The organism is Tahibacter sp., assembly GCF_032229445.1.
Taxonomy (GTDB): Bacteria; Pseudomonadota; Gammaproteobacteria; order Xanthomonadales; family Rhodanobacteraceae; genus Tahibacter.
Window position 1 is genome coordinate 59,640 of record NZ_JAVTWC010000008.1, and the last position, 17,569, is coordinate 77,208.

The following is a 17,569-nucleotide window of genomic DNA, read 5'->3' on the forward strand; positions in this document are numbered from 1 at the left end:
GGTGCGCGATCGACGTCAGCGCAACACCTGAATCTCCACCTGTGCAAAGTTCCCCGAAGCCGTCATCGCCGTGATCGACTGCGTGCCGGGTTCGTCGAAGTCGTGTTCGAACGGGCGCGCCGCATCGAGTGCGGCCTTGATGCGACCGTTGACGAGCCATTGCACCGTGCCGTGGGCGCCGAGTGCGCGCAGGGACAAATGCGGCGGATGCGTGCTGCCCGGCGCACGTACGAGGCTGCTGCCGGCCGCGACGCCGGCGATCTGCAGGTTGGCGTTGCCGTCGAGGCCGTCGTCGGCGCAGCCGCCTTTGAGCGGCGGCAATCGCGAGGCTTTGCGCTGCCAGGCACTGAGCCACGGCTGCGCGAGCGCGGGCCAGCGCGCGAGCACGGTTTCACGTTCGCTGTCCGCATGACAGCCGCCGCTGAGGCGCTGCCCGCTGCGCGCATCGACGCGCAGGCGCAGGCGTGCGTCGTGCCACGCGGTGGCTTCGCGTTCGGGCAGGGTCGGCGGGATCGCGCCGGCAAGGGTCCACGCCTTGCGCTTTTCCTGGCACAGCTGCGGCTGTTCGGGCTCGAAAGCGGTGCCGAGCGGCCAGCAGATGTCCACTTCTGCCACTGTGGACGGAGCCGCCGTCGACGCGGCGTCTTCCGGCGCGCGCGGCAGGCTGTCGACGGCCTGGAACAGCAACGGCAGAGCCGTGACGGCGCCGTACTGGCCCGGCACCGGCGTGCCATCGGGCCGGCCGACCCAGACGCCTAGCGTATAGCGCCGCGTCGTGCCCAGCGCCCAGGCGTCGCGAAAACCGTACGACGTGCCGGTCTTCCAGGCCAGACGCGCGCGCCGTCCCGGGTCGAAGGTGTCGCGGCTCTGTCCCGGTCGCAGGTTGGCTTCGAGCATGCTGCGCACGATGAAGGCTGCGCCTGGGCTCAGCAGGCGGCGTTCGGTCAGCGGCTCCTGTTCGCGCAGGCGCACGGTGCCGGCGAGGCCTTCGCGATTGAGCGCGGCGTAGGCGCCGACGAGATCCTGCAGCGTCGCACCGGTGCCGCCGAGGATCAGCGACAGGTTCGGACTCGCGCCGCGCGGCCATTGCAGTTCCAGTCCCGCATTGGCCAGCCGCGCGGCGAAGCGCGCGGGCCCGACGCGGTCGAGCAGGTCCACCGCGGGTACGTTCAGCGACAGACGCAGCGCGTCGGCAGCGGAAACCGGGCCATTGAACGCCATGTCGAAATTGCCCGGGCGATAGCCGCCGAAGGACTGTGGTGCGTCGACGAGCAGGCTCTCGGAATGGATCAGCCCATCGTCCAGTGCGAGGCCATAGAGAAACGGTTTCAGCGTCGAACCCGGCGAACGCGGCGCGCGCACCATGTCGACGTGGCCGAGGCGCTGCGGATCGGCGAACGCGCCGGAACCGACGTAGGCGAGAGCCTGCAAGGTGGAATTGTCCACAAGCAGCAGCGCGGCCGAGGTGCGTTCGGGCAGGCGTGCGAGATAGCTGGTCACGCGCGCTTCCATCGCCGCCTGCAGTTCGCGGTCGATGCTCGAGCGGATGCTGCGTTCGCGCGGCAATGCCGAGCGCAGGCGCTGGGCGAGCAGGGCGGCGTCGAGCGGCGGATCGAGCGTGCGTGCGGCGACGCTTTCGTGCTGCGCGTCGCGCACCGTGGCCGTGTCCCAGCGCTGCAGCGCGTGCATGCGATCGAGCAGCTTGTCGCGGTAGCGCTGCGCCAGTGCGGGATGGCGGTCCGGGCGCAGCCGGCTCGGCGCCTGCGGCAGCACGGCGAGCAGCGCCGCTTCGGCGTGGCTCAGGCGCTGCGCCGATTTGCCGAGATAGGCCCAGGACGCGGCTTCGACGCCCTGTATCGTGCCGCCGAACGGCGCGTGGTTGAGATACAGCGTCAGGATCTCGTCCTTGCTCAGATGCGCTTCGAGCTGCAGCGCGCGCAGGATCTGCTTGAGCTTGCCCAGCGCGCTGCGCGAATGCGGATCGAGGATGCGCGCGACCTGCATGGTCAGGGTCGACCCTCCGGACACGGTGCGGCCATGCCATACGCGCTGGACCGCGGCGCGTGCGAGCGCGAGCGGATTGACGCCGGGATGGCGGTGGAACCAGCGGTCTTCGTAGGTCAGCAGCGCGTCGAGATACAGCGGCGACACCTGTGCGGTCGTGACCGGATAGCGCCAGATGCCGTCGGCGTCGGGAAACGCGCGCAGGGGCGTGCCGTCGCGCGCGAGCACGACGGTGCTGCCGCTGTCGTCGGCGGGTAGGGGCAGGGGGAACAGGCGGTCGAGGATGAGCGCTAGAGCGGCCAGCAGCAGTGTGGAAATTGTGATGCGGCGCAGCCAGCGGGTTTGGCGCCGCTTTTCCCTTCCGTTTTGCGGGAGCGGAGGAGCTACACCATCCCCACCCAACCCTCCGGCCCGTTGGGCGTTGAAGCCGGTGAGAACCTGTCGGTTCTGAACCGCCGGCTCCAACCCCCTTGAAGGGGAGGGCTTCAAGAGATTCGCGACAACCTTGTACAAGGCCAGCTTCAATGCAGAACCTGAGCGACTAGTGCAATCTGGCGAAGAAAAGCCCTCCCCTTCAAGGGGAGGGTTGGGTGGGGATGGTGTTCGGCGGCCTCGATGCATCTCGCTTGCTATCAGGCGCAGTCGGTCGCTTACGGCTGAACCACGGTAACCCGCGCCGGTACGCTGCGCGCGACGCCGCGGATCTGCGGGCGGTACATGTCCTCGACTGTCGTCGGCGGCACCACGTAGCTGCCCGGCGATACCGCGCGCACGAGGTAGAACACGTGCGCCTTCTGGCCCTGCATGAGGTTCAGCGCGGCCACGTAGCGGTCGTCGCGGAATTCCTCGTGCTTGACGTCGGCGGCATAGGCGCGTTCGGCGATCTGCACGCCGTCGACGACGACGTCGGCCCACTGCTTCGCGTCGGTCAGGTTGAAGTTCTCGATTTCCAGGCCGCCGGGCAGCAGGTCGATCAGCAGCGCGTCGCGTATCGCTTCCTTGGCTTCGATGCTGATCCCGACGATGAGGCCTTCGCCTTCCTTGAGTTCGCCGCCGTCCCAGGCGCTGCCGTCGAGCGCATACCACTGGCGCCGGATCATGATCACGCTGTCGTCGGCGGCCGGGGCGGTCTTCGGAATGCCGGCGACGTCTTCGCTGACGTACAGCGGCGCCGTGCTCTCGGGCACGAAGCGCACGCCGGCGCGCAGCGCGGCGGCGTCGAAGCTGCGGCTCCAGATCGGCGCGGGCTGAACGACTTCGCTACTGCCGCCCAGGCTCAACGTGCCGCCGACCTTGGCGTCACCCTTGGCGATCAGCGCCTTGCCGAGACGCGCGATCGCGCTTTGCTCCTGCGTGCTGAGCCACTGGATGCGGTCGCCGGACTTGCGAGCGACCAGCTCGCGGCCCAGCGCGATCACGCTCTCGTCGTATTCGGGTTTGTTGAGGCCGGCACGATGCGTCAGCGCGACCATGAGCGCGGCGTCGCGCAGATCCGAACCGTAGTCGCCGAGCCAGCGCGGCCGCTCGACTTTCTTCGCGAACGCCTCGGCCAGCGCCTGTTGGCCGCGCGCCACATCGCCGCGCAGGCTCAGCGCGATGCCCAGATGCACCAGCGGCAGAGCCGTGATCGACTTGCCGCGCTCGTTGTCGAACAGCGTCCGCAGCGTGCCGAGCGGTGCACGCTGCACGCGCGCGAGTATGTAAGCCGACCAGGCCTGGTCGGCAAAGCGCAGGTGTTCGGCGTTGTCATAGGCGTAGTACGGATGACCGCCGGACAGCAGATCGTCGTTGAGACGTTTCAGCGCGTTCTGCAGCATGCCTTCGGGCACGGCGAAGCCGGCCTCGCGCGCGTCGAGCAGGAACTCGGTGACGTAGGGCGTGATCATCGTGTCGACCGAGCCGTCGTCGCCCCACATCGAGAAATGCCCGGACGGCACCTGCATCGCCGAGATGCGGCTGATCGCGTTGGCGATCAGGCGCTGGCGCGCGTCGTCGGGCAGCGGCGTGATGCCGAGGTTCTTCGCATTGTTCGCGTCGAGCACGAGCACGCCGTAGCCGCGGCTCGTGGTCTGCTCGATGCAGCCGTAGGGATAGCCGAGCAGGCCGCGCACGGAGCTGGCGAACGGCAGCGGCGGCAGCGCGCTGACGCTCAAGCTCGCGGTCACCGAGTCGGCGATCAGCCCTTCCATCGCGCCGCTGCCCAGGCCGAGGCCGGCACCTGGCTGCAGCACCTGCGGCGCAGAGCGCAGCACGGCCGGCCAGGCCGGCCGCACGGCGATCTCGAAATGGCGCTGCAGGCGCAGCTCGCCGGCTTCGGCGAAAACGCGGAACTTGCCCACGCCCATGCCTTCGTCGGCACTGAGACTGAACTGCAGCGTCTTCTTGGCGCCGTCTGCCAGCGTCTGCGTGCGTACCGCATCGGCGATGCGCAGCGGCGGGTCGGCTTCGAGACGCACGCGGAATTCACGCTGCGCGCCGGAGAAATTGCTGAGATCCAGCGTGAGGCTCGCGCTGTCGCCCGGTGCGAGCACGCGCGGCGTCGACACCTCGGCCACGAGTGGCGCGCGCACGACGGTTTCCGCGTCGCTGCCGCCGTAGCGGTCGTCACCGAAGACGATGCCGGTCACCCGCAGGGTGCCGTTGAAATCCGGTACCGGCAATTCAAGCTTTGCGTTGCCCTGCGCATCGAGCCTGACCGCGCCGGAGAACAGGTCGACGGTCTGCACCTTCGCGGTGGGCCGGCGCGCCTGCGGCAGCGCCGCAGCGGCCATGTCGCCGCCGTAGCGCAGTTTGGCCAGTGCACCGTCGAAACTTTCGATCAGGCGGCCGTAGAGATCGTAGGCGTCGATGCCGAGGCGGCGCTGGCCGAAGAACCAGGCGTTTGCGTCGGGCCGCGCGAAGCGCGTGATGTTGAGGATGCCGACGTCGACGGCCGAGACGGTCACGAAGGCGCTCTTGCCGGCGAGCGCCGGCGCCCTGATCTCGACCGGCAGCGGCAGTTCCGGCTTCATCAGTTTCGGCGCCACGATCTCCACCGCGATCTTGCGTTCCGCGCGATCCATAGACACATGCGCCACGCCGACCGCGCGCGCCGGCGTGACCTTGCTCGTGGCCGAGCCGCCGCGCAGCACCAGCGCGCTGATGTAGACGTCGTGGCGCTCCCAGTCGGTGGTGACCGGAATCTCGAACGTGGTCGCACCGTTCACCTCGATACGACGCGTATAAAGCAACTTGTCGCTTTCGACAAGCAGCAGGCCAGCGCCGGCCTGCGGCGCGGTCACGGTCACTTTCAGCGTGTCGCCGGCACGGTAGTGTTCCTTGTCCAGCGCGAGCTTGATCTTGTCCGGTCGCGCTTCCTTGCCACGGTTCTCGTCGTCCCAGCTCCAGCCGGCGGTGAACGGATAGCGCAGGGTCAGGCCGGTGGCCGGGTCGAGCACTTCGATGCGGTAGCCGCCCCATTCCACGGGCACGTCGAACTTGACCGCCTGGCCGGCCGTGGTCGCGATGTCGCGGCTCTCGACCGTGTCGAAGCTGCGCGTGAAATCGAAGCGCCAGCCGCTGCTCTTGTCGTAGCTCCAGTGGTAGTTGCGATTCTCGCGCACGAGGCTGAGCTTGAGTCCCTGAGCCGCGAGCAGTTCGCCATCGCCGTTGGCGCGGATCAGCTCGAAGCCGACGCGCCCGTTGGCTGCGGCGCCGTCCTTGGGATCGAACAGCGGCCGCACGCCGACCAGCGCATCGGCCGGCCACACGGTGCGCTTGAGCGTGCGCGTGACGCTGCGCCCGCCGCTTTCGTAGACGCTGCCGGACACGACGGCGGCAACCGGCGCCTGCGCCTTGATATCGCCGAGGATGTCGAGCTGTGTGGCGAGCTTGCCGCGCTCGTCGAGCGCTTCGTCGACGACGTCGCGCGCTTCCTTGGGTAGCTCCAGCGTCGGGTCGCCGAAGAAGAAATCCTTGCGTGCCTCGAGCGGATGCGCATCGTTGACGACGGTCAGGCGCGCGGTGAAGCGATTGCCCGCGGCCGGCGCGCCGTAGAGGTAGTCGCCCTGTACGTCGAGCGCGAGTTTTTCGCCGGGTTTCAGGCGCACCTGGCCGGCCGTGAGATCGAGCTTGAGGCGCTCAGGCAGGAATTCCTCGACGCGCAGGCTCAGCGCCTGGTTGGCCTCTTTCGCCGCGGGGTCGAGACGGAACTCGATCTGCCAGCGTCCGGTCGGCGCGTCGGCCGGCAGTTCCTGCGTCCATTCCAGATAGCCCAGTTCGCGCGGTTCCAGCTTGGCCTGGCTCCAGGGGCGGCCATCGGGCTGCTTGAGCGTCAGGAACACCGGCTGCGGCGGAATCGGCTTGCCGTCGCTGTCGCGCAGCAGCGCGGAGACACGCAGGGTTTCGCCCGGCCGGTACAGGTCACGGCCCGACCACGCGAACACGTCGAACCATTCCTGGCGGCGCCCGGCGACGGCGAAGTCGGACAGGTCCAGCGCGGGCTGGTTGAACGGCAGCAGCGAGACGTCCTCGCCACTGCGCGCGACCAGAACCTGATTGGCGGTCAGCGTGTAGTTCAGCAGCGCGTTGCCGTCGGCGTCGGTCTGCGCGGTCAGCACGGACTCGCCCTTGGCATCGAGAATCGACAGTTCGACCTTGGCCAGCGCGTCGCCGGACTTGAGCGACGCCGCATGCACGAACAGCTGTTCGCGGTAGGCGCGCGTATGCAGGCCGATGTCGCTGACGAAGAAGAAGCTGGTTTCCCATTCGCCCTGGAAGCTGCCGGCGCGCTTCATCGCGGCGAAGTAGAGGCCGGGCTTTGAGAGTTCCGGCAGGTTCTGGATCGGCAGGTAGGTCAGCGTGCGCTCGTTTTCCTTGCCGCCGAGCACGAAGCGGTTGGCATAGACCGAGTCGGCGATGCGTGTGACCGGCGCACCCTTGCGGCCCCACCAGCCGCTTTCGGCGTCGAGGTCGTAGCTCGAGCGGCGTTCGTTGCTCTGGTAGCCGGCGAAGAAGGTGGACAGCTCCTTGTCGCGCACGCGCAGGAATTCGACATCGACCTCGCGCACGTTGACCGATACGACCGGAATGCCGCGCGTCTCTCGTGCCGGCAGCACGCTGCCCTGCGAGGCGAAGCCGACGGCGGGTTCCAGCGGTCCGGTGAAGACCTCGCGCGTCGCGTCGCTGGCCAAGGTGCTGCCGTCGACGGCGGCGAGAGCGCCCTTCAGCGTCACGCTGTACGTCAGGTTTGCCTGCACATAGGGAAAGCGCAGGGTCTTGCCGTCCTCGTCCAGCGCCCAGCTGCCGCTGACTGCGGCGCCTTTCGCATCCTTGACCGCAAGCAGGTCATCGAAGCTCTGCGCGCCGACCAGCGGCTGGCTGAATTCCAGCACCAGCGCGAGCTGCCCCTGGTACTGCTGCGCATGCGCCGCGGTGAGCGCGAAGGCTCCGCCGGTCGCGGTCGCCGCATCGGCGGGCCTGGCGACCGGCGTACCCTGGGCTTGCGGCAGACGCGGTTCGGAACGGTCGCAGGCGGCGAGCGTGCAGAGGCAGAGCGCAAGCAGCGCGCCGCGCCAGACCCGGTACGAACGCGACGAGGGTGCGAAGGCAGGTATCACTGTCATTCCCTGTTGACGATGGCCGCGGCAGTATACGGCCGCTGTTCTGGCGATCCGCAGGCAGGATCAGGGAAGGACGGCGACGCGGTTTGCAGCGCACCGCGCAAAACAAACACCATCCCCACCCAACCCTCCTGCCCGTTGGGCCTTCAGGGCAACCAGAGTGTACGGTTCTGAGCGGTTGCCCGTTCACCCCCTTTCAAGTGGATGGCTTTTCGAAGGAGTTCCGATGGAAACCCGTGACGCATCCGCAGCGCGCCTTGGCTCTTGGAGCCCCCTTAAGTCAAGGGGGGTGAAGAGTGATCGCTCAGAACCGCAGGTTCTGATCACTCTGAACGCCCGACGGGCCGGACGGCCAATGCGCAGCATTGGCCAGGGCTGTGGAGATCGGGTGCACAACCCAATAGCGACCGTGTCGGGATCGTGACGGTCGTACAGATGACCCTCGCCATCGTCTGGTTCCGCCGCGATCTGCGCCTGAGCGACAACCCCGCGCTCGAACTCGCGTTGCGCGACCACGCGCGCATCCTGCCGCTGTATATCCACGCGCCGCACGAGGAGTCGCCGTGGGCGCCCGGCGCGGCCAGCGACTGGTGGCTGCATCATTCACTGACCTCGCTGCAGCGCGATTTGCGGGCGCGCGGGGTCGAACTGCAGATACGCTCCGGCGATAGCCTCGCAGTGCTGCAGGAGGTACTGCATGCGAGCGGCGCGGCGGCGGTGTACTGGAACCGGCTCTACGAACCCTCGGTGATCGCACGCGACAAGCACGTCAAGCAGCAGCTGAAGGAACAGGGCTGCGACGCCCACAGCAGCAACGCGAACCTGCTGATCGAGCCGTGGGAGATCAGCACCGGGCAGGGCGGTCCGTATCGCGTGTTCACGCCGTACTGGCGCAATGCGCGCGCGAAGCTCGAGCCGCGTCCACCCGCACCCGCACCGGCGCGGATCCCGGCGTCGGCGATCAACGAGGTCGCCACCATCGACGATCTCTCGCTGCTGCCGCGCATTCCCTGGGACACCGGGTTCCACGCCGCCTGGCAGCCCGGCGAAGCCGGCGCTGCGGAGGCGCTCGACGATTTCTGTGCTGCCGCATTGCGCGGCTACGCCGAGCGCCGCGACTATCCGGCCGAGGTCGGCACCTCGCGCCTGTCACCGTATCTGCATTTCGGCGAGATCTCGCCGCAGCAGGTCTACTGGAAACTCGAGGAACTGGGACGCGAGCAGGGCAAGACCTTGCGCGAGGCCGGTGAACCGTTCCTGCGCGAGCTCGGCTGGCGCGAGTTCTCGCATCACCTGCTGTACCACTTTCCGCAGACGCCGCAGCGCAATCTCAATCCGGGCTTCGATACTTTCCAATGGCGCGAGCCCGACGCGGAGCAGCTTGCCGCCTGGCAGCGCGGCCGTACCGGCCTGCCGATCGTGGATGCCGGCATGCGCGAGCTGTGGCACACGGGCTGGATGCACAACCGCGTGCGCATGCTGGTCGCGAGTTTCCTGTGCAAGAACCTGCGTGTGCACTGGAGTCACGGCGCGCGCTGGTTCTGGGACACGCTGGTCGACGCAGATCTCGCCAACAATACGCAGGGCTGGCAATGGACCGCGGGCACCGGTGCGGATGCCGCGCCGTATTTCCGCATCTTCAATCCGGTCACCCAGGGCGAGCGCTTCGATGCCGACGGCGCCTATGTCAAACGCTGGGTGCCTGAGCTGTCGCGGCATGCGTTCAAATCGGTGCACGCGCCGTGGAAGCAGCCGGACCTGCTCGCGCGTAGCGGCTATCCGGAGCCGATCGTGGACCTGGCCGAATCGCGTGAGGCGGCGCTGCAGGCGTATCAGGCGATCAAGCAGTGATTTCGCGCACGCCGGTGCCCTGGCGTGCGCGACGCTGCTTACGGTTGGCGCTTGAACTTTAACGTCACGGTCTCGAGATATATCGCCGTCGGGCTCGATGTCGCGACGCGCACTTTCCAGATACCCGCGAGCGTGGTGCTGTTGACCGCGCTGAGCAGGCTGCCGCCCAGCGGCGGTGTCGTGGCGTCATCGAGGCGGAGCTGGCTATAGGTATTGACCGTCGGCGTCGTGTAGCCAACCGGGGGACTGTTGCGGTCCCACAGCGTCAGACTGAGGCCTGACGGCGATTCGAGCACGATCTTGATCAATGGGGCAGCGTCGGCGGCCCGAAGCCCCGGCGGGCTGATTAAGTTGTCTTCAACGAAGCTGAAGTCGAGATCGAGGTCGCCCACGGTCTTGCCGGTCAGATGGGACAGGTCGACTGTCATGTCCGCGTAAGCACCGAACGTGTTGCCGCCGGTCGGCGCAGCTAGCGGTACGGCCGGGTTCGGGATCTGGTACGACTGCTCGCCGGGAGCGAACGAGACATCCATGCGTTCATTGCCGCGCACGCTGCAGCCTGCGGTGGTCGGCGCGAACGTCACTTCTGCTGCTGCGCGTGTGCCGGGAGCGACCAGAGCTTCCGCATTGCTCGCGAATGAGACGATCACGCTCGCGCTCGAACCGCTTGCGCCCGCAGCGGCCAGATTCACGGTCGCCGAACTGCCGCCGTTCACCTTCAGCCAGGACTGCGATGCGCTTGCGATCAGCGAAACCGCATACGGCTTCGTGTTGGTCACAGTCAGTGTTCGCGTCGGATAGGGGCCGACAATCTGGGTGACGTCCCAGAGACTTTCCGGCGTCACGTTGAAGTCGATGGTGCTCAGATCGAAGCGATGCGGAATTACGCTGGCGAATTTACCCGCGCTCGCCGGAGAGACGCGCACTTCGGCATCGAACTGGCCGCAGATGCTGACACTGCTGGTCGCCGCCACAGTGAACGGCAGTGTTGCGCCGGGTGCCAGGGTATAGGTGCCCGCAGGCGGCACGAGCGTCAGTGCCAATTCGGTCGGGCCGGAATTCTGCGGAGAAATGCTCGTCGTCGCCACACGAAAATCCTGTGAGGCGGTAGCACTGGCCGGCAGGCTCACGCTGAACTGGCTGACCGCGTTCGTGATGCCGCCGCCGCTCGCATTCGTGTGATGCACCGGCGCCAGCGAAGTGACCTGCAACTGGTCGGGAGGCACCGGCACGTGGGTGACGAACTCGTCCATCGGCCCGTTGTTGATTTCGTTGTATCCGGCACCGAGATCGGCAGTTTGCGGTACCGGACGCCAGCATTTTCCGGCCGAATCGTATGCGCGTGCCAACCCCCCCTGTGACCTTGCGACCGCGGTCTCGACGACCTGCGAACGCAGATTGAAGACCGGTGAACCGGATGCACCGTGGCCAACCATCGGATTGCCGATGTCCAGGCCGGTCGGGCCAACGCGGCCGATATAGCCGCCGCCGACCAGCTTGAGCGGAAGGCGATGGTTGTGAGCCGCGATCAGCAGCGGATCGCCGAGCAGCGGCGCACCCGAGCGGCGAAGGGGCAACGGTTCCACACCGGTAACCGGCCGGTCGAGTTCGAAGACGACGTAGTCGGGCGAATAGGTTCCCGGAATGTCGTTCGTGTTGTAGGAAAACCCGCCGCTGAAGGTATAGATGTCCGACGCGTGGATGTATTCGAAGTCGGGCTCGCTGCAGGTGATGTCGGGCGAGTCGCTGCCGCCGGTCTTGTTACGCCGCAGACTGCGGAAGATCACGGCGTAGCCCGTGAGGTCGTAGCCGCTGGAGTTGTCGTGCGGCGCCGTGACCAGGTGCTGCTTGCCGACGAGGAACCCGGTGCGTCCCCAGTTGGCACGGACGCGGTCGTAGTAGGGGACGTCGGGGCAGAGATCGTCACCAGGGGAATGGACCTGGTACGTGTAGTTCGAGTGCAGGATCCGGTAATAGTCGAACATGCTGGTCGTTTCCAGCTGGCTGAGCGGAACAATGAAGGCCGTAGCCTGGGCAACGCGCTGGGAAAGGGGATCGGCGGTGCAGTAGTCCTGCTCGGTCGGAACCTGGGCATTGGCCGTGATGGCCAAAACCAGCAATGCCGCTGAGCAAAGTGCCTGAGTACGCATGAAGAAATTCTCCGACATGGTCCATTGATCGGGGCCGCACGGTGCGGCCGATTGGCGGCGTGCCGCTGCGCGGCATCGTCGTGCTCATACCTAACGCGAAGCTGCGTGATGCGTGATCAACAGCGTCGTACTGGACGAACCGGACCAGCGTTCCATGCGCCTGTCTCACCAGGCGCGCCGCCAGGCGCCGCAGCCGCACCGTTTCGTGAAGATCATTGCCAGGCAACCGATCGCTTCGCGCAGGATCAAGGCGAGATGCCCTACCTGCAGCTTGCCGGCCGGACTGCAGCGCCACGACCACGCCGAGCAGCAGCATGGGGAGGATGGCGTCGATGGCCGCGGCGCCGAGGATGGTGCGGCTTTGCACGCGTTACAGCGCGCCGGGTTCCTGCAGCACGCGGGCCGTGATGCCGGCCGAGGTCGCGACGAACGCTCCAGCGGCCCGCACTGCCGCGACTTGGCGCAACGACGCGTCGCGGCGAACGACACCGGAATGCTCGGAAGCTCGCGGGTTGCCGCACTCGCCGTGCCTGGCCGGTATTGCGCGACGACCCTTTGGCTGTCATACGGCCGCCACATTGTGTTTTTCCAGGCCTGCGCGGATGCTAGGCGACGCAGAGCGACCGCTGCTGCACGGTTCGGGGAGGAATCGATGTTCGAAGTATTGCGGGGCAAGCGCGACGCCATGTCCAAGGTCGATACGGCCTGGCTGCGCATGGAAAGTCCCACCAACCTCATGATGATCACCGGCGTGCTGATGTTCGAGACCCGGCTCGACCTGGCTGCGCTGAAGAAGATCATCGCCGAACGCTTCCTCGCCTTCCGCCGCTTCCGCCAGAAGGCGGTCGACAACGGCAGTTCGGCCGCGTGGGAAACCGACAAGGACTTCGATCTCGACTGGCACGTGCGGCTGACCGCGCTGCCCGGTGCGGCCGACAAGTTCGAGCTCGAGCGCCTCGTCAGCCAGCTCGCCTCCAGCCCGCTCGATCATTCCAAGCCGCTGTGGCAGTTCCATGTGGTGGAGAACTACCGCGGCGGGAGCGTGCTGATCTCGCGCGTCCATCACTGCTATGCGGACGGACTGGCCCTGGTGCAGGTGCTGTTGTCGCTGACCGACGCCGCGCCCTCGCTCGAGCAGCAGGCCGAGCTGGCGAAGGTATGGCTCAAGAAGGACCAGGGCAGCGTCATGGAGCGCCTGCTCGAACCGACCAAGGCGGGGCTGGTCAAGGCCCTGGGCGCCGGCGAGAAGATGCTCGGCAAAGGTCTGGAAATGTGGAAGGATCCGGCGCTCGCGGCGGAACTCGCACGCGAAGGCGGCGAGATCACGCGCGAACTCGCGATCGCGCTGTCGCTCGCGGACGATCCGCCGACTGCGTTCAAGGGGCCGCTCGGCGTCAGCAAGCGCGTGGCCTGGGCCGAACCGCTGCCGCTCGAAGACGTCAAGACGGTCGGCAAGGCACTGGGCTGCACCGTCAACGATGTACTGCTGGCCTGCGCCGCCGGCGCGTTGCGCGGTCACCTCGTCGATGCGGGCGAAGCGGCCGACGGACTGACGATCCGCGCGACCGTGCCGGTCAACCTGCGGCCGCTCGAGCATGCGAAGAAGCTCGGCAATCACTTCGGTCTGGTGTTCCTCGACCTGCCGATCGGCGAAGCCAATCCGATGCGCCGGCTCGAGCGCGTCGCGGCCAACATGCGCGAACTCAAGCGCTCGCGTCAGGCTGCACTGACGTTCGGCCTGCTCGCCGCGGTGGGCATGGCGCCAGTCGCGATCCAGCGTGCCGCGCTGGAGCTGTTCAGCCGCAAGGCCACTGCAGTCGCGACCAACGTGCCCGGGCCGCAGATGCCGCTCTACCTCGCCGGTGCGCGTGTGCGCGAACTCATGTTCTGGGTGCCGCAGAACGGTTCGATCGGCATGGGCATCTCGATCCTGAGCTACAACGGCAACGTGCATTTCGGCCTGATCGTCGACGCCAAGCTCGTCGCCGATCCCGAGCCAGTGGTGCAGCGCTTCGCCGGCGAATTCGAGAAGCTCGTGCTCGCGACGCTGATGGAAGACTGGGACGGTGAGCTCAGTGCCGGTGATGTGGAGGCGACGTATCGGCACTACGACACGGCGGCGGCGGAGGCAGCGACGCAACCACCGCACAAAGCGCGTGCGCGCAAGCCGAAACCGACCAAGCCGGTCGCGCCCGATCCCGCAGCTAAAAAGCCCGCGCCAAACGAGCGGCGTGCGCGCAAACCGGCGGTGGCCAAGACGCCGCCGGTCAAGTCGACCCCGGCGAATAAACGTCCGGCGCAGCCTCGTGCGGTCGCTTCCAAGGCCGGTACCAGTTCGAAGAACGATGCGTCGCCCGCGCGGCCTGGTTCAGCCGCGTTCGGCGCGCAGCTGCGACAGTTCCGGGCCAAGGTCGGCGTCGAAGACGGCGGCTGAGCGAGGCTGGGAGTCAGTCGATGCTGCTCTATGTCATCCTGGCATTTTTCTTCAGCATGATCGCGACGAGCTTGTTCGCCGCGGTGTGGCTCTCCGAACTGCGCGCCCGGCTCCGCCAGATTGCGTCTGAGCATGAGGCGGCGGTGGGAAGCGCGCCCGGGTGGTTCGGCAGAGAACCGGAAATTCTGCGTCGGTCGCTGGTGTTTGCGCCGCCGCCGGAGCTGCTGGAGCATCCGCGTATCGCGGCGCTGCTCACTCGTCTACGCTGGAAATGGGCTGTGCCGATACTCTGGGGCGTGTTGTTCATCGCTGCGTCCATCTTCGATCGCGGGTAGCGTGCGACGGTAGCTCCGGCCCGCTACACTGCCGCGCCGCGCGACACCGAAGCCTGCCATGTCCGATCTTTCCGCCTTGTCCCTTCCGCCGTCCCTGCAGCAGGCGCTGGATGCGCTGTCGTTCGACACCCTGACGCCGGTGCAGGTGCAGGCACTGCCGAGCCTGCTGGCCGGCCGCGACGTGATTGCCCAGGCCCAGACCGGCAGCGGCAAGACGGTCGCCTTCGGGGTCGGCCTGCTGTCGCGTATCGACGCGGTCGGCGGCCTGCAGGCACTCGTGCTGGTGCCGACACGCGAACTTGCCGACCAGGTTGGCAAGGCGATCCGCCAGCTCGCGCGCTTCCTGCCGAACCTGAAGCTTTCGATTCTCTGCGGCGGCGTGCCGCTGCGCGTCCAGGTCGAATCCCTGGTGCACATGCCGCAGGTCGTCGTCGGCACGCCCGGGCGAATTCTGGAACATCTGGAAAAAGGCAGTCTTGAACTCTCGGCGCTGCGCGTGCTCGTGCTCGACGAGGCTGACCGCATGCTCGACATGGGCTTCGCCGACGACATGCGCAGCGTGATCAAGTACGCGCCGCGCGAATGCCAGACCAACCTGTTTTCGGCCACGTTTCCCGACGAGATCCGCGCGCTGAGCAACGAGTTCCAGCGTGATGCGGTGCAGATCAGCGTCGACGGCGACACGCAGGTGCCCGAGATCGTGCAGCGCTTCTTCGAGGTGGAACCGGAGCGCAAGCTCGACACCGTCGCCTGGCTGCTGTCCGAGCACAAGCCGGTGTCGGCGATGATTTTCTGCAACACGCGGCGCGACACGCAGGACGTGGCCGCCGCGCTCGACGAACGCGGCTACTCGGTGCTCGCGCTGCACGGCGATCTCGAACAGCGCGATCGCGACGAGGTGCTCGTGCGGTTCGCCAACCGCAGCTGTTCCATCCTCGTCGCGACCGACGTCGCCGCGCGCGGTCTGGATATCGAAGACCTGCCGCTGGTGCTGATGTATGACATCGCGAGCGACGCGGACACGCATGTGCACCGCAGCGGCCGCACTGGCCGTGCCGGTCGCAGCGGCCTCGTGCTGACCCTGTGCAGTTCGCGCGAGATGAGTCGCGCCAAGGTCATCGAGGAACGACTCGGACAGCCGCTGCGCTGGGAACCAGCGAAGACCACGCCGGGCCGCCTCAGAACCGGCCAGCTCGCGACGATGCAGACGCTGGTCATCGACGGCGGCCGAAAGGACAAGCTGCGCCCGGCGGATATCCTCGGCGCGCTGACCGGCACGGCCGGCATCGCGGGCAGCGATGTCGGCAAGATCGCGATCTTCGATACGCGCGCCTATGTCGCGGTCACGCGCGGCATCGCCGAGCAGGCGCTGCAGCGCCTGCGCGAAGGCAAGATCAAGGGCCGCAACCTGCGCGTGCGCAAGCTGGGTTGAGGGCAGCCGGCGCACACCATGCGTGCGCCGTTCGATCGGGAGAGGGCTGATCCCGAGTGCGGCGTCGTCTCAGCGGCGCAGCTTCGACGGGTCCACGCCGTCGTCGACGCGCTGAATCTCGACCGTTTCGCTGCCGCGGCGGAAGATGCAGAGCATCCGCACGTCGTTCTTTTTCGCCCTGCCGCGCACGAGCAGGGCGGTGCCGACCTCGTCGGAAAACAGCATCAGATGGCCGTCGGGTCGCGGCTTGTCGAGCTTGCTCGCGGCGAGGCAGCGCTCGACGACGACACGGTAATGGGCGTTCCAGGCGTCCGGTGCGCTCGCTTTGGCAGGAGCCAGCGGGCTGAGGACGAAAAGCAGCGGCAACAGTCGGCGCATGGCGGGCTCTTTGAAGCCGGAAAACATCCGGGACGAGGAGAGCGTGGTCGATTGCGCGTCCAACGCGTGTGAGCAGCGGTGCGTCGCGCGGCTCGCCTACACTAGGCGACCCGACGTCGCCCTCCGCCGCGCCCATGTCCGATTTCATCGTCGCCATTCCCGCCCGCTACGCCTCGACGCGCCTGCCCGGCAAGCCCTTGAGCCTGATCGCTGGCGAGCCTATGGTCGTGCATGTGGCGCGGCGCGCGTTCGCTGCCGGCGCGCGCGAGGTCGTCGTAGCAACCGACGACGAGCGCATCGCGCACGCGCTGAAGGATCAGCCCGTGACGGTCTGCATGACCCGCGTCGACCATGCGTCCGGCAGCGATCGCCTGGCCGAATGCGTGGAGCAGCGCGGCTGGTCCGACGACACGGTCGTGGTCAACCTGCAGGGCGACGAGCCGCTCGCACCGCCGAGCGGCATACGCGCCGTCGCCGATGCCCTGATCGCGAACGATGCGCCGGTGGCCACGTTGGCCACGCCGATCGCGAGCGCCGAGGAACTGTTCAACCCGAACTGCGTCAAGCTCGTCGCCGCCGGAGAAATCGCGCTGTATTTCAGCCGCGCGCCGATCCCCTGGGCGCGCGATGCGTTCGCCGCGGCACCCGGTGTGCTGCCGCCCGGCATACCGTTCCTGCGTCATATCGGCATCTATGCCTATCGCGCCGGTTTCCTGCGGCGCTATAGCCAACTCGCGCGTACGCCGCTGGAAGCGGCCGAGTCGCTCGAGCAGCTGCGCGTACTCGAACATGGCTATCGCATCGCCGTGCGTCTCGCGCCGGACGCGTTCCCGGCCGGCGTCGACACGCCTGAAGATCTCGCGCGCGTCAACACCTTGCTGGGCCGGCCGTGAAGATCCTGTTCGTCTGTTTAGGAAATATCTGCCGCTCGCCGGTGTTCGAAGCCGTGCTGCGTACGCAGGCGGCGCGTGCCGGACTCGACTGGCAGATCGCCTCTGCCGGCACTGGCGACTGGCATGTGGGGCAGGGCGCCGATCCGCGCAGTTGCGCTTCGGCGCTGCGCCGCGGTTATGCGCTCGATGCGCACCGCGCGCGCCAGCTCTGCGCGGCCGACTATCGCGACTACGACTGGCTGCTGGCCGCCGACCGCGCCAATCTTGCCGAGATCGCGCGGCGCCGGCCCGCCACGGCGTCGGCACAGGCCGCGCTGGCGCTGTCCCATGCCGGCATCGCTCAGCCGCTCGAGGTGCCCGACCCCTATCACGGCGGTGCGGCCGGTTTCGACCGCGTGATCGATCTGGCCGAGGCGTTCGCGCGCAAAGCGATCGAACGCGCGTCGCGCTCAGACTAGCCCGCGATTCGCGCGGCACGAATCCCGGCTGGCG

10 protein-coding genes are annotated in these 17,569 nt (G+C 67.5%); 6 read left to right on the forward strand and 4 right to left on the reverse strand.

Annotation, left to right across the window (positions count from 1 at the left end):
- Positions 1-15: 15 nt before the first annotated feature.
- Both pbpC and RUU78_RS02430 read right to left on the reverse strand, forming a co-directional pair.
- Positions 16-2,337: a penicillin-binding protein 1C gene (gene pbpC, locus RUU78_RS02425; protein ID WP_313913373.1), complete on the reverse strand. Its 2,322-nt coding sequence runs from the start codon at positions 2,335-2,337 to the stop codon at positions 16-18.
- A gap of 317 nt (positions 2,338-2,654) precedes the next feature.
- Complete coding sequence (locus RUU78_RS02430) at positions 2,655-7,547, reverse strand: alpha-2-macroglobulin (RefSeq protein ID WP_313913374.1); 4,893 nt, start codon at positions 7,545-7,547, stop codon at positions 2,655-2,657.
- A gap of 492 nt (positions 7,548-8,039) precedes the next feature.
- Between RUU78_RS02430 and RUU78_RS02435 the strand changes: the two genes are divergently transcribed.
- A complete protein-coding gene (locus RUU78_RS02435; protein ID WP_313913304.1) occupies positions 8,040-9,455 on the forward strand; it encodes a deoxyribodipyrimidine photo-lyase in 1,416 nt (471 codons plus the stop codon).
- Positions 9,456-9,493: 38 nt separating this feature from the next.
- Here the strand turns inward: RUU78_RS02435 and RUU78_RS02440 are convergent, their stop codons facing one another.
- A complete protein-coding gene (locus RUU78_RS02440; RefSeq protein ID WP_313913306.1) occupies positions 9,494-11,605 on the reverse strand; it encodes a serine protease in 2,112 nt (703 codons plus the stop codon).
- 652 nt (positions 11,606-12,257) lie between these two features.
- Here RUU78_RS02440 and RUU78_RS02445 point away from each other — a divergent pair.
- From RUU78_RS02445 to dbpA, 3 genes are read left to right on the forward strand one after another with little or no spacing between them, the layout of a single operon-like run.
- Complete coding sequence (locus tag RUU78_RS02445) at positions 12,258-14,039, forward strand: wax ester/triacylglycerol synthase family O-acyltransferase (protein WP_313913308.1); 1,782 nt, start codon at positions 12,258-12,260, stop codon at positions 14,037-14,039.
- Positions 14,040-14,059: 20 nt separating this feature from the next.
- Positions 14,060-14,374, forward strand: coding sequence for a hypothetical protein (locus RUU78_RS02450; protein WP_313913310.1), 315 nt, complete (start codon positions 14,060-14,062; stop codon positions 14,372-14,374).
- Positions 14,375-14,432: 58 nt separating this feature from the next.
- Entirely contained in the window at positions 14,433-15,806 is a 1,374-nt protein-coding gene (dbpA, locus tag RUU78_RS02455; protein ID WP_313913312.1) for an ATP-dependent RNA helicase DbpA, read from the forward strand.
- A gap of 69 nt (positions 15,807-15,875) precedes the next feature.
- Here the strand turns inward: dbpA and RUU78_RS02460 are convergent, their stop codons facing one another.
- Positions 15,876-16,247, reverse strand: a complete 372-nt coding sequence (locus RUU78_RS02460) for a hypothetical protein (protein WP_313913314.1) — start codon at positions 16,245-16,247, stop codon at positions 15,876-15,878.
- A gap of 71 nt (positions 16,248-16,318) precedes the next feature.
- On the opposite strand from RUU78_RS02460, the gene kdsB reads away from it, so the two are divergent.
- Positions 16,319-17,077 (forward strand): 3-deoxy-manno-octulosonate cytidylyltransferase, encoded by a 759-nt coding sequence (gene kdsB, locus RUU78_RS02465; RefSeq protein WP_313913315.1) that lies wholly within the window; start codon positions 16,319-16,321, stop codon positions 17,075-17,077.
- Positions 17,074-17,535, forward strand: coding sequence for a low molecular weight protein-tyrosine-phosphatase (locus RUU78_RS02470; RefSeq protein WP_313913317.1), 462 nt, complete (start codon positions 17,074-17,076; stop codon positions 17,533-17,535). Before kdsB ends, RUU78_RS02470 begins: the two co-directional genes overlap by 4 nt.
- The last annotated feature ends 34 nt before the right edge of the window (positions 17,536-17,569 follow it).

Bases quoted from the DNA above. Each gene is read 5' to 3' on its own strand.
- RUU78_RS02435 (WP_313913304.1), top strand. From the start codon at position 8,040: ATGACCCTCGCCATCGTCTGGTTCCGCCGCGATCTGCGCCTGAGCGAC.
- RUU78_RS02440 (WP_313913306.1), bottom strand. From the start codon at position 11,605: ATGCGTACTCAGGCACTTTGCTCAGCGGCATTGCTGGTTTTGGCCATC.
- RUU78_RS02445 (WP_313913308.1), top strand. From the start codon at position 12,258: ATGTTCGAAGTATTGCGGGGCAAGCGCGACGCCATGTCCAAGGTCGAT.
- RUU78_RS02450 (WP_313913310.1), top strand. From the start codon at position 14,060: ATGCTGCTCTATGTCATCCTGGCATTTTTCTTCAGCATGATCGCGACG.
- dbpA (WP_313913312.1), top strand. From the start codon at position 14,433: ATGTCCGATCTTTCCGCCTTGTCCCTTCCGCCGTCCCTGCAGCAGGCG.
- kdsB (WP_313913315.1), top strand. From the start codon at position 16,319: ATGTCCGATTTCATCGTCGCCATTCCCGCCCGCTACGCCTCGACGCGC.